We start from the raw sequence: 16,067 nt of genomic DNA, 5'->3' as shown, positions 1-16,067 counted from the left end.
TAGTTATTAACCCAGTGTTATCAAAAACTCTAATTCGGAATTTCACCCTCGCCTTTTTAATTGCCATCGGCCTAGAGTTGTTTGGCCCAACGACAACTTTTGCTCAAAACATCGCAACAATTAAATTCTCCGGTACTGCTGCGGGTGTCAGCACTCGCTACATCGGTGCAGTCGAGGGCAACATTAACTTTGATCTCAAAGATTTGCAAGATTTGGGAATTAATACATACCGCATTTACGGCGGGATGTCTCGATGGGAACCGGAAGACGATGACGGTAAATACGGCTGGCCGGAAATCTCCCAAATTAAGGCAAATCCAAATATTATTAATTGGGCGCATTGGGATAAAATTATGACCGATCCGCCCCGGGGTAGCGATTATTCGTGGTCGGGAGAACGTGGTAAAGTTTGGGAAGGCAATGCTAGGACTATTTTTAATGCTCTCAAACAGGCTAAGATTCGCCCGGTTGTGAGTATTCGTAATGTGGACAGTAGCTGGAATCCGTCCTGGGCGCTGCAATTAAATCCGCCCCGAACTAAAGAAGATTGGAACGAGTGGTGGGAACACGTGTTTGCTACGGTTTATTGGTTGAATGTACGCAACGATTACCGCGTTGATGATTGGGAAATTCACAACGAACCGGACTACCGCATACAGGGTTGGGGTGGAACTATGGCTGACTATTTTGAGTTGGTGAAAGTGACCAAAGATGCGATCGACTTTGTGTACAAAAGTTATTTGCCTGGGCGCGCTTACCGCATCCACAGCCCGACAAGCGTAGGTGGCAGCATTTGGCCTGCTGAGGCTTTGCGAGAAATTCCTAATTATTTCGATACTGTCAACTTCCACAATTACGATGCAGATATTTCTAACTACACCCGCAAAGTGCGCGGCTGGATGAAGGGGACAGTCCGTGCTAACTCGGAGGTTTGGGTGGGAGAATGGGGAAGTTATCAAATTAGCTATAACGATTTCCCTTTAGCTTTAAGTTTGATTAAAAATTTGATCCGAGGTTCCCAACCGGGGGATAATTATATTTACGGGAGTCACATATTCTGTTTGTACGACTGGGGAAAGCCGGCACTGGCGGAAGGTTTGCTGGGGGACGGGGGAAAACGGCGCGTGAGCTACTATGCTTTGCGGATGGGAATTCGGGCTTTGCAAGGGGGTAGGGCTAGCTTTTTTCCGATCGCTAATAGTTCCGATTTAATGGCAGTTGCAACTCTCGATTCTAGTAAGAATGTTTACTTGCTGGCTGTCAACGATCGAGCAAAATCTTATACTGTTCGTGCCGATATTTCAGCTTTAATCGAAGCTGGTAATGGGACGGTGCGGGAGTTTAGTTTGAAGTCAATGGATGAGGTTGTTAGCAGCTTGACCCTGAAGGGTGGTAAGGCGACTTTTTTGGTGCCGGGGAACAGTGCTATTCTCATCAAGTTCGTTAGCGCAGCCCTCGAAGAGGATCGCCCGAATTGAATGTCAAATTCTCGGAGTTCAGAATTGGGATAAGATAGAATTAGTTACGATCGCAATTATTTATTTTGTGCCCTCGAACCCTCGAACCCTTAATTAGACAGTTGAAATATCTAAATCGTGTTGTGATTCCCCTCCTGTCGCTGGTAAATTGGTAGCGTGTAAGTATCTTGCCTCCAACAGAATCCGATCGAGAATTCCCTTGAGCGCGAGAAGGTAGCCGAAGTCTAGACATCGCAGAAATTCTTGCTCGTAAACCCGCAGTAGTTAGGTTAGGCGAGGAATTGCCGGCCAGTCTTCATGTCCGCCCTCTGCTAGATAGCATTGGTTCTGACTTTCAGCGCCCGTCAATTGTCAGGATTTGGCACGGAATTAATTTTTAATGCCAAGATGCTAGAAGTAGGGGTGATTTTAATCTTACAGAAACTTTGATCGCGCACAGGTAACCTCGCGGGCAAAGCCTCTCAATCAACCTGCTACCCGCGGCGATCGGGTTTTTCCAACAAATATCACTCTTATGCCCGCTGATGTTTATTCCCTCTCTCAGTCAGGTCATTAACCGCCATCCCCTCACCGTCACCCCTGGGACGCCCGTAGAAGAGGCGATCGAGCTGATGAGCAGCACAGGAGCCAGTTACGTCCTTGTGGTAGAACCGCGCGGAAATTTTCAACTGGGAAATCCCACCAACGGGACTTCCCCGCAGTCGCGGGAACAGTTAGGTTTCTACAAAGGCCTACCGCGTGCGCTACACGCAGGTGCTAACAGGCTCAGTCTCAACGGCCTCAACGGCTCAAAAGCCGACGATACCGGTGGCCAGATGGTGCTGGGGATTTTTACAGCGCAAGATGTCGTACAGCTAAATTCGATCGGCGCTGCTTTGAGGGGATTTGCGATCGAGCAAATCATGATCAGAACCGTAACTGTAGCCCGAGAATCGGAAATTCCCGACTTTTTTGCCTTAGCCAATCTGCTGGACAAACATCTGATCGGGCATTTACCAGTCGTCAACGACGCTGAAGAACTTGTCGGTTTAATTAGCTCTCAAAGCTTGGTACAACTGTTGCAGGAAATTGGGGAATCGCCACAACCCATTAGCAGCCCTTCGCCACCTGCTTCGCCCTTGCCATTTCCTCCGCCACTGCCAATTTTACATCCGAAATTAGAGATCCCCGCAAATTTAATTAAACTCGATCAAATCCCTCAAATCGCAGCGTCGCGAATTATTCACGCTCCGGCTACTGCTTCAGTTCGCTATTTGGCGCAACTGATGTTCCGACACAATGTTAGCTATGTATTAATCACTGAAACCCCGGAACCAAACTCGAATGGTGCAGCTCAAAATGCCAAATTTACAAATCCCAACCTCCACAAACTGGTTGGGGTGGTAAGTTCGCGGGACATCGTGCAGTTGCAAGCCACGGGGAGAGACTCTAGCAGAATTAAAGCAGGAGCGATTTGCAGCAGTTCGCCAGCCCTGGTACGATCGCACTCTACCCTCGAAGCAGCCATCGCCCTGCTGCGAAAACACTACTGCCAGTTACCTCTATTAGTCATCAACGACAGCAATCACCCGATCGGGATTGTCAATCCTCAAACTATCCTGTTACAAGCACTGGACTCAAAATCTCTGCATTCAGGCTTGCTCGCTTTGCAGCGCCAGCTAGAATCTAGCAACGCGCAGTACAAAAAACTCTTGGCCCAAATACAAATTCCGGCAGCCAATCCCTACCCAGATGCAGAAATTGCTCAAAACAGTAGCGTCGCGCAGCCCCCAAATCTCCCCGCTACCGTCAACAATCAGGGGATTTGGGATTGGAATCTCGAAACAGATGAGTTTTTTTATTCGGCGCGATGGCAAGAAATGCTCGGCTACAAAGAAGGGGAAATCTCGAATCGGCGATCGGAATGGTGGAGTCGCATCCACCGAGACGACATTGACGGAGTAAAGGCAGCTTTAGAAGATCACTTCGCACAAAAAACAGCGGATTTTGCAGCCGAATATCGAATGTACTGCAAAGACGGCAGCACTGTCTGGGTGCTGAACCGAGGTCAAGTTTTGCGTAGCGCTACGGGCAAACCGCTGCGGGTAGTCGGAACTCATACAGATATTACTCCAAACCAGCAGTTAGAACTCAAAAACTCCGATGGCGTCGAGGAATTCCAAGTATTTGATGCTTTGAAAGCAACAGTAATTTTCCAGATGGATGCGGCGGGGATTTGGACATTTCTCAACCGTGCTTGGACTGAAATAACGGGTTTTTCGGTGGCTGAAAGTTTGACAACTAATTTTTTAGATTGGGTGCATCCAGATGAGCGCTCGCATTGTGAAAATTTATTGGAGTCTTTGCTGTCTGGTAATTCACCATTTTATCGGCGAGAACTGCGATTTAAATACAAGTTGGAATCTGGCAAAAACGAATTGGGAATTCAGATTGATTCAGGCTTTGTTTCAGTTGAAATATTTGCCCAAGTCCGGCTGAATTCCCAAGGTGAAATACTGGGAATTTTAGGGACTTTGCACGATGTCTGCAACCGCGTTGAAGGAGTTGAGGAACTGCGGGAAAGCGAGCGGGCAATTCGATCGCTCTACGAGGTAATGGTAGGCTCGTCCGGCTCTTTTGACGAGCGAACGGCCCGGTTGCTGGCAATGGGTTGCAGTCAGTTTGGGATGGATATCGGGCTGTTGGGCAGGGTTTTGGGCGATCGCTACGAAGTGCTCGCGGCTTATGTACCGCAAGATTTTCCCTTCGGATTTGCTAAAGGAGACGGTTTTTCTTTAAGCAGAACCTTCGAGCGAGAGGTTTTGCGATCGATCGAACCTATTTCGATCGAATCAGCCGGCACTACTCAGTGGAAGCAGCATCCCGCTTACGCCGTGCGGAGGTTGGAGGCTTTTGTCGGCACCAGGGTAATAGTTCAAGGGCGAGTTTTTGGCACCTTGAGCTTTACTTCCCGCACCCCTAAATCTCCTTTAAAACCGCTGAATTTTGAAATTTTAAAGCTGATGGGCAATTACATCGGGGCGGAAATTGCCAGGGAAGAGCGAGAGCGAACTTTGCAGCGACAGTACCAGCGCGTCTTGCTGCTCAAACAAATTACTCAAAAAGTGCGATCGACCTTAGACACTCAAGAAATTTTTCAGACTACCGCCACCCAAATCGGCCGCGTATTCGGCGTCAATCGCTGCACAATTCACACCTATCTTTCCCAACCTTATCCCCACCTTCCTTGCGTCGCAGAATACCTAGAACCAGGTCACGAATCGGCTTTAGATTTAGAACTTTCTGTCACTTACAACCCCTACACCGAAAAACTACTCGCAGAAGATATCGCCCTGGCATCTCCCGACGTGTTTGCCGATCCTTTGCTCGAATCTTCCGTACCAATGTGCCGCCGCATCGGATTAAAATCTATGTTGGCGGTTCGCACTTCCTATCAAGGAGAACCGAATGGCATTATTACTTTGCACCAGTGCGATGCAACTCGCCAGTGGACTCCCGACGAAATTGAACTCTTAGAAGATGTTGCCGCTCAAGTCGGAATTACCTTAGCTCAAGCACTACTCTTAGAAACGGAAGTTCAGCGCCAGCGACAGTTAGCAGAGCAAAATGAAGCTTTGGAGCAAGCGCGAGAAGCGGCCGAAGTAGCTAACAGAGCTAAGAGCGAATTTTTAGCAACTATGAGTCACGAAATCCGCACTCCGATGAATGCGGTAATCGGGATGACGGGTTTGCTGCTGGATATGCAACTAACTCCAGAACAGCGGGATTTTGTTGAGACAATTCGCACCAGTGGCGATGCTTTGCTAACTATTATTAACGATATCCTCGACTTTTCCAAGATTGAATCGGGTAAAATGGATTTGGAACGCAGCCCCTTCGATCTGCAAAACTGTATAGAAGAATCTCTGGAATTGCTAGCTCCTAGAGCGTCGGAAAAAGGTTTAGAGTTGGCTTATTTTATTGATGATTCTGTTCCGAAAAACATTTTAGGAGATGTCACAAGGCTGCGCCAAATCTTAGTAAATCTGCTGGGCAATGCAGTTAAATTTACAGAGTCTGGAGAAATTGTTGTCTGCTGTACGGCTCGGAAAGTTGAACAATTACCTGCTAAGAGTTCGCCGGAAATTAGCAATATTCTAGAGCCGCAACCGCTAGCAATTAACCAGGGAAAGTTGGCAGGTAGGAGACTATACGAGATTCAATTTGGTGTCCAAGATACGGGCATTGGCATTCCGCCAGACCGGATCGATCGCCTGTTTAAAGCTTTTTCGCAGGTAGACGCCTCGACAACGCGACATTACGGCGGGACTGGGCTGGGATTGGCTATCAGCCAACGTTTGAGCGATATGATGGGCGGTAAAATGTGGGTTGTCAGTCAGGTAGCTCCGGGCAGTTCCAAGTCTCAACCTGCTGTTTCTGCGATCGGACAAAGTACGGCAGGAATCCCACCTGCGGGATTTTCTGCACCGTCGATATCGGGTTCCGGTTCGATTTTTTATTTCACGGTGATTGCTGAAGCTAATCAAAACGCGGCTGAAGAAAAAAAACCGGAATTTACTGTTGGGAAGCGTTTGTTAATTGCCGAGAATCATGCCATTAACCGCCAAGTTTTGATCCGGCAAGCTGAGGCTTGGGGCATGATACCCGTGGCTGTAACTTCAGGCGCTGAGGCTTTGGAAATCATCAAAGGAAACTCGGCGATCGATTTGGCTATTTTGGCGATGAATCTACCAGATATGGACGGTGTGGCTTTGGCTGTGGAGATTCGGAAATTTGAGCTGAGCAATTTATCTAATGGCGACGCGCTAAATCCGAATGTCATCAAAGTTAAAAGCCCTCGCAAAGTTACGCTACCTTTGGTGCTGTTTACTTATTTGAGCAAGGCGGAAGTTTGGAAAAAACTTGAAACTACAGAAGTACATTTTTCGGCGTTTTTAACTAAGCCTCTAAAACAGTCCCAGTTTTATAATGTATTGCTGCAAGTTTTTGGGTATGTTGCTGGTAGAAGCAGCAAGGGAGAACTTTCAAATGTGGCGACTTTGACTTCGGGATTGAAGTATTTTGAAAATTCTCAAGAACAGCACCGCGCGCAGCGGACGCCTGCGGTTTTGAGGCAGGTTCCGAGCAATTCAGCCCCACACGATCCAAGTAATGCTAATCAGATTCGGATTTTGCTGGCAGAGGACAATGTGGTGAATCAAAAAGTCGCTACGCATTTGCTCGACAGGATAGGATATCGGGCCGATATTGCGGCTAATGGCTTGGAGGTTTTGGAGGCGTGCAAGCGGCAATCTTACGATGTTGTGCTGATGGACGTGCAGATGCCGGAGATGGACGGTTTGGAAACGACGCGCCGCATATGTGCGGAATGGCCAGCTAACAAGAAGCCGAGAATTATTGCGATGACGGCTAATGCCATGCAGGGCGATCGCGAAAAGTGTCTAGAAGCGGGTATGGACGATTATATTACTAAGCCCGTGCGCCGGGAAGAGTTGGCCCTCGCCCTCAGCAAGTGCCAACCTCTGCGTCGGGATGAATTGAATGCCGTTACTGAACCAAAAAATCCAGATATTTCCGATCAAAATGGCAGTCATGTTACTAGACATTCGAGCGTTCAACCGCCAGCAAATTCTCCGATTAATTTTGAGGTTTTGCACAATCTCCGCGAGCTAGACGATGAGGACGATCCGGATTTTTTGGGGGAGTTGATTAAGATATATTTGTTAGACGCACAGCAGCATTTAGAAACAATTAAGGAAGCTATTTTTCTAGGTGACGCTGACAGTTTGAAGCTAGCTTCTCACACGCTGAAGTCGAGCAGCGCCAATTTAGGAGCGGTGTCTTTTTCGGAAGTATGCAAGGAGTTGGAGTTGATGGGCCGCGTGGCGGTTGAGTCTGGAGGGGAACAGGTTTTTGATGCGAGGGCGGCGCGCGATCGCCTATTGGAAGCCGAAGCTGAGTGGGAAAAGGTGCGATCGGCTTTTGAGACGGAATTGAAAACGGGGAATTTGCGATCGCAAATGGGGTAATTTGTTATTTGTTGGTTGTTATTTGTTAGTTGTTATTTGTTGGTTGTTATTTGTTGGTTGTTATTTGTTAGTTGTTATTTGTTAGTTGTTATTTGTTAGTTGTTAGTTTCAATGGGAGCATCTCCGTTTTGCATTTACAGTGCTGTCCCCGCTCGCGTGCTTTTACAGTGCTGTCCCCGCTCGCGTGCTTGTACAAGCACGCGAGCTCTTAAGCTCGCACTACCATAAAAAATGCTTCTTGCAAAACTGAGATGCTCCCAGTTTCAATAACCAATAGGGTGCATCTCTTTTTTGCAAATATATTCGTAGGGGCGAAGCATTCCGGCAGTAAATCTCTGGCGATCGCTAATAAATTGTCTGCCGGAATGCTTCGCCCTTACAAAATTGAGATGCACCTAACCAATAACCAATCACCAATGCCCAATTCCCAATTCCCAATGCCCAATTCCCATATTTAACTTTCACCTAAATATGCTTTCCGAACAGTTTCATTTGACTGCAAATCGCTAGCACTACCAGCGACTACAACCTCACCAGTTTGGATCACATAGCCGCGGTGGGCTACACTTAAAGCCATGCGAGCGTTTTGTTCTACGAGTAAAATAGTTGTACCTTCAGCATTAATATCGCGGACGATCGCAAAAATTTGACTCACTAACATCGGCGCCAAACCCATACTCGGTTCGTCCAACAATAGCAAACGGGGGCGGGACATCAAAGCGCGGGCGATCGCCAGCATTTGCTGTTCCCCGCCGCTGAGAGTGCCCCCTTTTTGACTAATTCTTTCTCGCAAACGGGGAAATAAATTTAAAGCTTTTTCCATATCCGACTTGATACCCAGAGTATCGTTGCGTAGATAAGCACCCATTTCCAGGTTTTCTTGCACCGTCATCCGCGGAAAAATCAACCTTCCTTCCGGGCTTTGAGAAATGCCCAAACGGACGATCGCCTCTGTAGACAGCGATTCCAAAGGCTTACCCTCAAATAATACAGTGCCGCTGCGCGGGCGCAGCAATCCTTGAATCGTGCGGAGAGTGGTAGTTTTCCCCGCCCCGTTGCTACCAATTAAAGTCACAACTTCTCCCTCCTTAACCGTTAATGAGACTCCTTTGAGGGCGTGAATATTTCCGTAATAGGTATGAATATCTTGAATTTCTAGCATAATTACTCTTTGTCGGCTATCTTTATATAGATTTTAATCAAAACACGGACATATTTACCATTACCCGTTGGCATCTTCTTCTTTTCCCAAATAAGCCTCAATCACGCGAGGATCTGCGCGAACTTCATCGGGAGTTCCCTCAGCAATTTTAGTACCGTACTCCATTACACTCACGCGATCGCTAATTCCCATCACCACTTTCATATCGTGTTCGATCAGCAAAATACTCAAATCCAACTCATCCCGAATCCGGTAAATAAACCGAGTTAGATCGGCCGTTTCATTCGGGTTCATCCCCGCAGTCGGTTCGTCCAACAGCAAAACTTTTGGGTCAGATGCCAAAGCCCTCGCAATTTCCAATCTGCGCTGGTCGCCGTAGGAAAGGTTTTTTGCCAACTCCGGCGCTTTCTTCACGCCTAAACCGACAAAATCTAGCATAGTCAGCGCTTTTATTTTAGCTTCCCGTTCCTCCGAATTCACAGTCGGAGGGCGGAGGATTGCACCCAACAAACCAGCTTTTAAACGGCAATGTCTGCCTACTAAAATATTATCCAACACAGTCATGTTGTTGAACAATCGGATATTTTGAAAAGTTCTAGCAATCCCGAAAGTTGTCAGGCGATCGGGCGGTAAACCTGTGATATTTTTATTTTCCAGTACCAACTGGCCCGCACTCGGTTTGTAGATGCCGGTCAGCATATTAAAGAATGTGGTTTTACCCGCACCGTTGGGGCCAATCAAACTGGCGATCGATCCTTTTTCTAAGGTTAAGCTGACTTGATTTACCGCAGTCAAGCCGCCGAATCGCATTGTCAGTTGCTGTGCTTCTAATAGTGACATTTTGGTTGTGTTTCCTAATATTAGTTAAGCTGTGATACCAATTTTTTATGAGGGTGCATAGAATCTGATCCCCCCTAACCCCCCGAATAGTCGGGGGGGCCAAGAGTTACTCAAAGTCCCCCGACTATTCGGGGGATGCGAGGGGGATCGGGATATGTGCAACTTCACATTAAATTGGTAAGAGAGTTCGGATTCTATATAATACCAAATCTGATCTGTTAAAGTGCGTCAGCTTGGCTGTGGTGGGATGCTCGTTACGACAAGGAAAAATTAGGGCCTCGGAATGCGTTACATAAAGTCTTAGGCTAAGCTTTATAACTGGGTTTCAGCTTAACGACGACAAAAAGGGTGGAAAATTAAATTACACTGATATTTGGTCGCGGGCGATCGGCTACTATAGTAGGGGGTATTGTTGAGGTCGGAATTATGATGAAGCTTGGTTTGCTGGTGCGATCGCAAAACCTCTCCGCAGAAAAATCTCCAAACAACGACTTAGGAATCGGAAAAGTTACCGAGCTATCCTACTCTACAGCAACGGTTGAATACTTCTGCTCGATCGGGCAACGCCTAGAAAAAATCTTACCCTTAACTTCGCTTTCTAGAGTTCGACTCCCGCCTCAGACACGATGTTACATCCAGCCAGAAAACCAGGATACATGGATAATTGGTCGAATTTTTGACTGGGACGAAGATAAAAGTCTGTATCGCATCGATCTACCCGATAAAAAGATAGCATTAGTTGCCGAACAGGAAATTTACGTTCGCTGCAACCTACCCATCGATGATCCCATCGAAATTCTAGCGATGAAAGGTCAGGAAACGCCTTACTTTCACGATCGGCGTTTAGCTTTTGTCCGGTGTCTGATCCAACAGGGCGCCGTCAGTCGCGGGATGACAGGGCTGATTTCTGCCAATATTGACCTTTATCCCCATCAAGTTGAAGTTGTCCGCCGCGTGCTCGAAGACCCGATTCAACGCTATCTTTTAGCTGATGAAGTTGGACTGGGAAAGACGATCGAAGCAGGTGCTATTCTGCGCCAGTATCTCCTCGATGAACCCCAGGGACGTGCAGTGGTAATTGTACCGCAATACCTGCGGGAACAGTGGCTTCAAGAATTAGAAAATAAATTCTATCTCTCTGACTTTCTCTCTGAATTTGCCGATCGCGTCCAGGTACTTGCAGTAGAGGATGTCGATCGAGTCAGCCCGAATGCCGCTTTGGGCTTCCTGATTTTAGATACCCTGGAAACTTTATTCGGAAAACCCGGCCCGTTTCAAGTGATATCTGCCGTGCAATTGCGACCAGAACCCTCTTACTGGTTTGCTTGGTGTCAAAGTGCAGAAATCAGAAAACAGCGACTAATTGAAGCTGTTTATCATCTCCCTCGCCCTCTGATTGTTTACGCCACCAAACGCGAAGATGTCAGGCGGTGGCAACAGGATTTGTTGCGTGCTGGATTCAAGCGGTGTGCGATGATGACCGGAGAATCTAGCACAACAGAACGCTCTCAACTGATTCAAGACTTGCGCGAGAGACGAGTTGATATAGTAGTTGCTACTTCGGCTTTCGGATTGGGCGTCGATCAGTCAGATGTTCGAGCCGTAATTCATGCCTGCATCCCCGAAACTATCGATCGATTCTATCAAGAAGTCGGTCGCGGAGGTCGAGACGGCAAGGCTGCAATTTCCCTCGCACTGCATACCGATGAAGACCTAAAAATTGCCAAGTATCTTAACGAAAAATCTGCAATTACGATCGAACGGGGTTTGCAGCGGTGGGAAAGTATGTTTCTCAAAAAAGAACCCTCGATCGATGGTCGGTTTCGCGTTCTTGTCAATATTCCTCCATCTTTACAACTAGCAGATATTGACATGAACAGCGAACAGAATCAGGCTTGGAACATCCGCACTTTAACGCTGATGAGTCGGGCAAGTTTAATCGAAATGGATGCCGATCGACCGCCGCTTATCAAAAATTTTGAATCGAAAGACGCTTATCAAAAAGCTTGGGAACTGCACCGAGAATCCCGCTTTATTCGGATTCTAGATGAATCGCATCTGAAAAAACAAACCTGGGAACAGAAAGTAGAACCAATTCGCCAGCAAAGCCAAAACAGGAGCTATAAAAACTTGGAATTGATGCGCGAGGCTTTGCGACCCGAACGCTGTATTTCGGAAATCTTAGCTGAAGCTTACACAATAGGCGATCGTACAATACCAGAACAGAGAAAGCAGGTGATAGTTTCTCGTGCTTGCGGCGGATGTCCTGTTTGCCGAAAAAACCGGGAATCAATATTTTCGGGAATTATGCCCGCGCCGATATCTGTATGGCAAAACCCTAAACTTTTTGTAGGTAAAGAACTAGAACGATTGCTAGCAGGAGATAACTTAATGCTGATTTTCTATGAATCTATGGAGGAGAAAAGTTGGAAACGCAAAAGCCCTCAAGTTTTTCAATGGTTGACGGAGCAAGGAATTAAGAATTTAGTTGTTACTCGCGAATTTTATAGTACATTAATTAAAGAACCAAATCTAATTTCAGATGCTTTTATATTTTTGTTTGAAAAATACCAACCCATTCTGATGCCGCGCATTCCTACCCTGATCTTTCATCCACCAGGAAAGGCTATTCCTGAGAAATATATGTCACCAAACAGAACTTCTGACGCGCCGCTGATTATCGTGCTTCCGGTAGATACACCAGATCCCAGTCGCAATGACCGCAAGCTAATTGATATTTTTCCAGGTAAATATTTTATGTTTAACCACTTTTGTACGGAGGTGAATTTATGAGCGTATTAAAAACTGCTTTGGCTGCTCCTAGCCGAATGCGAGGCATATTTAGATATTTACTTCAAGCACCCAAACAGCGAGAAAACAGGGAAAAACTCACTGGGTTGCTTTCTCCCGATAAATTATCAGAAGGGAGAAACAAAGGTGCGGAACATCCGATGTTTGATGCTGCACTGCGAGAAAGTATCAAGTGCGGTTTATTAATCGAAGAAAACGAGGATATTGCTATAAATTTTAATCTTACTGAAGAAGCTCGACATCCTCAAACTGGCGATAAGTTGTTGCCGGATACGCTGGTACAGCTATTTTTCGCTTCTGATAATGAAGATGAAGCAGATTTAGGCAGGTTAATAGCATGGTATTTAGCCCAAGATATTTATGATGCTCCCGATACATGGGAAAAAGTAGAACAGCTTGTCGCAGAGCAGGGAGTTGCTGAGTCTTTAGATTTGAAAATATCCAGCAATACTTTGTTCGGTCAACTCGCGGACTGGATGTGTTATTTTGGGTTTGCTTGGAGTCATGCTTTAGGAGGAAATAAAAGAATAGTTGCCGAACCAACTGCTTATCTCAAACGAAATTTAAAAGAGTTATTTCAAGGAGAAGTAAAAGCTAAACTTTCGCTTGGAGAGTTTGTAGATCGTTTAGCCGAAAAATGTCCTCTGTTTGAAACTGGCAAATTTCGAGAACAAGTTGAGGATAAAATCGGTTCTTGCTTGCCAAATCATTTATCAACTAGCACGGCTTTTGCTTTATTCCGCCTTCAGGATGATGGCTGCATCCAGCTTATAAAAGAGTCGGATGCCGATTTATTCATCCTTCCAATTGGTGACAAAGAAGCAGGATTTTCTCATATTATTTGGACGGGAGTAGAACTATGACTTTTACAAAATTTGTTTGCTGGGATGTCGATCGCGTTCGCCGCGTGATGGGTGTGGAAGCTACCCAAACGGCAGATAGTATATTTCTGGCAACTCACCATCCGATCGCCATGTACCGCCAGGAACTTATCGAAATACCGTCGCAAGTTCGCTACAGTGAGGAACAATTTCTGAAGGATTTTCTGGCAGAACAAGATTTCGCTTTCGTACCAGTTTTAGGAAGTTCTGGCACAGGAAAATCTCACCTGATTCGGTGGCTAGCCGCCAATATTGAATCGACACAAAAGCGTCGAGTTTTGCTGATTCCCAAAATAGGAACGAATCTCAAAGATATTATCAGTTTAATATTAGAAGGGATGGCAGGAGCCACCTTCGATGAATATCGGCAGCGTTTAAATCGAGCCACTAGCACCTTGACTGAAGCACAAGCGCGGGAACAAACTCTGAATCAGCTTGCTGCTGCGGTTGGCCCAAATGGTCGGGGCGATCGCACTAATCTTTCTGATGCACAAGATTACCTAGTTGATGTAATTGACTCTTTTTTATACGATCCATTTTTCCGAGAACACTGGCTAAAGGATGGAGGAATTATTCATCAATTAGTTATCCACATTCTCGGACATCGAGATACGGTAGAAATTGTGGAAGAACGGCGGCAATTTTCCCTTGAGGACTTGCCTCTAAATGTTTTAGACTTGCAAAAAGCTGGGGAGAGATCGCGGGAATTTTATAGCTTGTTAATCGGCGATGATGATATCCAAAAGGAAACTGTAGATTGGTTGAACCGACATTTAGATGAAGCGATCGCTCAAGTTTTGAGCCTCGGGCGGGAAGATTTGCAAAGATTAATGCGAGAAGTTCGCGAAACTTTAGCCGAAGAAGGAGTAGAATTAGTTTTGCTAATTGAAGATTTTGCGAAATTTCAAGGAATCGATCGCGAAGTTTTAGAAGCAGTTTTAGCGAGGCCGCAACAAGCCGGAGGTAAATCTTTGTGCGCGATCCGAACGGCGCTAGCTTGTACTACGGGCTATTTTGACGGTTTGAGGTTAGATACTGTAAAACAACGGATTACTTTTAGCGTTAATCTCGATGTCGGTACAGTTGGAAAACAACAATCTTTAGTGAATTATTCAGATATCAAACAATTTGTGGCGCGATATCTCAACGCGGTGCGTTTGGAGGATAAAATAATTCAAGATTGGGCTAAGTCTCGCAATGATGAAGATTCAGATAAAGCAGCTTTAAGTAGTGCTTGCAGTGAATGCGAACACAAACTAGCTTGTCATGCAGGTTTTGGAGAAGCGGACGGTTTTGGTTTGTATCCCTTCACGCCTGAAGCATTAGAGCAGATGCTTGCCAGGGTAAACCCCGAAACTTTTAAACCTCGATTTTTGATTAGAGATGTTCTCAAGTGGACTCTAGAAAATTCTATTTCCGATCTTAAGCATGGAGACTTTCCTGCTATTTCTCTGCGAGAACATTTTGGTAAGATGCGGCTGAGTGCAATGGTTCAGGCAGATATTAAAGCCAAAGACCAACAAAATTACGATCGCCGCCAAATTCTCCTCGATTTGTGGACTGATAGTAACGAGCTTTGCGATTTGCACCCGGAAATTCACTCTGCATTCGATCTTCCTGCACTGGGCCTGAAGGTACATTCGACTAAAGTTTCACCATCTGTTTCGCGGGCTAAAGAGTCTAGAACTTCGGTTAATAATTATCAAGTTGAGCCGCAATCTCAAACTGAAAAATTTCCCGAAAAACTGACAAAACAACTCCAAAATCTCGATCGCTGGAACAACCAAGATATTCTCCCGCAAGATATCGGTGGAGAACTGCGACCGTTGATTTACTCAGCGATCGGCGAGCGGATAGAATGGGACACAGAAATGCTGCTTAAGGGGAGTTTTGCTAGTAGTGGGACAACATACTTTAAAAGCAGAAATATTACTTTTTTCAGTCCAAAAGTGACAAGGGAGACGATTTCTGGAGTTAAATTATCTCTTCCCCTTAATCCTGATGATGCAGATGAGTTTCGAGAAAGCGCGATCGCCTTTCAAGCCATTTTGCAGTACAATCATTACAAGCATTGGAAGTTCCCCGAGGGCGATCGCTACTTCCGCACCTACGCCAAACAACTGGAAAGATGGAGTCAGTATGTTGTTGGCCAGATTCGCCTGTATCCCCGCGAGTCTGGGGAACCCTGGAGTCCTGTACCTGCGGCAGTTGAGCTACTGGCGATCGCAGCAACAATGGCCGGAAATCCTGCAAATTCGATGGAAGATTTGATTAATAGTTTGTTTCTCGACTTAGAAGCAAAAGATTTAGAAAATCGTTCAGCTAACTGGAAAAAGCTATTTAATAGCTTGAAAAACCAGCGCGAGGCTTTACTAGAAATTGTTACCAGCCGCACGGCTTGCACAAAAGGAAGTTCTAAACAATTTCAGATTATTGATGTTGTACAAATCCTCGATCCATTGCAACAGGTTAGCAAATCTTGGCAACTTCAATGTGAAATTCCGGTCGATGTTCGAGAAAAGTTTCCCGAAATCAATAAAGCGCGTCAAGCTGCGGATGAAATGCTAGAAACAGCGATTCAAGAAGAGTGCGATCGGCAACTTGCTGTTTACAATTCTCTCATATCTGAATTAGGAGAAGACATCAAGAAAAAAAATGTTATCGATTTAGTCAAAAAGGCGATCGATAGTTCAAAAGAAGCTGGTGTATTTCGAGGGAGAAAGAGTGGCGATGACCTAAAATTAGTATTGGAACAGTTTAAACGAGTGGCTCTCCAGAACTTATGGTGATAATTTTATCTAATGCAAGAAACAAGCTAATACGCGATTTCTAAAATTATCAAAATTAGAAAAGCCATACCCTTGTC

7 protein-coding genes are annotated in these 16,067 nt (G+C 45.8%); 5 read left to right on the top strand and 2 right to left on the bottom strand.

Going from position 1 to position 16,067, the window contains the following annotated elements; all coding sequences use genetic code 11:
* The first annotated feature begins 14 nt into the window (after positions 1-14).
* Positions 15-1,478 (top strand): hypothetical protein, encoded by a 1,464-nt coding sequence (locus JGK11_RS20685; RefSeq protein WP_293212660.1) that lies wholly within the window; start codon positions 15-17, stop codon positions 1,476-1,478.
* 524 nt (positions 1,479-2,002) lie between these two features.
* A complete protein-coding gene (locus tag JGK11_RS20680; RefSeq protein ID WP_293212658.1) occupies positions 2,003-7,507 on the top strand; it encodes a response regulator in 5,505 nt (1,834 codons plus the stop codon).
* A gap of 454 nt (positions 7,508-7,961) precedes the next feature.
* On the opposite strand, the gene JGK11_RS20675 is transcribed toward JGK11_RS20680, so the two are convergent.
* Together JGK11_RS20675 and JGK11_RS20670 are read right to left on the bottom strand one after the other, a co-directional pair.
* Positions 7,962-8,669 (bottom strand): ABC transporter ATP-binding protein, encoded by a 708-nt coding sequence (locus JGK11_RS20675; RefSeq protein ID WP_293181702.1) that lies wholly within the window; start codon positions 8,667-8,669, stop codon positions 7,962-7,964.
* A 60-nt stretch (positions 8,670-8,729) separates the two neighbouring features.
* Positions 8,730-9,509, bottom strand: coding sequence for an ABC transporter ATP-binding protein (locus JGK11_RS20670; RefSeq protein WP_293181701.1), 780 nt, complete (start codon positions 9,507-9,509; stop codon positions 8,730-8,732).
* A gap of 426 nt (positions 9,510-9,935) precedes the next feature.
* Between JGK11_RS20670 and dpdF the strand changes: the two genes are divergently transcribed.
* Genes dpdF through dpdH form a run of 3 tightly spaced genes read left to right on the top strand, consistent with a single transcriptional unit; the run spans position 9,936 to position 15,990 of the window.
* Positions 9,936-12,302, top strand: a complete 2,367-nt coding sequence (dpdF, locus tag JGK11_RS20665; protein WP_293212656.1) for a protein DpdF — start codon at positions 9,936-9,938, stop codon at positions 12,300-12,302.
* Positions 12,299-13,183 (top strand): protein DpdG, encoded by an 885-nt coding sequence (gene dpdG, locus JGK11_RS20660; protein ID WP_293196931.1) that lies wholly within the window; start codon positions 12,299-12,301, stop codon positions 13,181-13,183. Before dpdF ends, dpdG begins: the two co-directional genes overlap by 4 nt.
* Complete coding sequence (gene dpdH / locus JGK11_RS20655) at positions 13,180-15,990, top strand: protein DpdH (RefSeq protein ID WP_293212654.1); 2,811 nt, start codon at positions 13,180-13,182, stop codon at positions 15,988-15,990. Before dpdG ends, dpdH begins: the two co-directional genes overlap by 4 nt.
* Positions 15,991-16,067: the final 77 nt, after the last annotated feature.

Origin of the sequence: Microcoleus sp. PH2017_34_RAT_O_A (assembly GCF_020737885.1) — a bacterium.
Taxonomy (GTDB): Bacteria; Cyanobacteriota; Cyanobacteriia; order Cyanobacteriales; family Microcoleaceae; genus Microcoleus.
The sequence above is the reverse complement of the archived record's forward strand: the minus strand, read 5'-3'. Positions and strand labels throughout refer to the sequence as shown.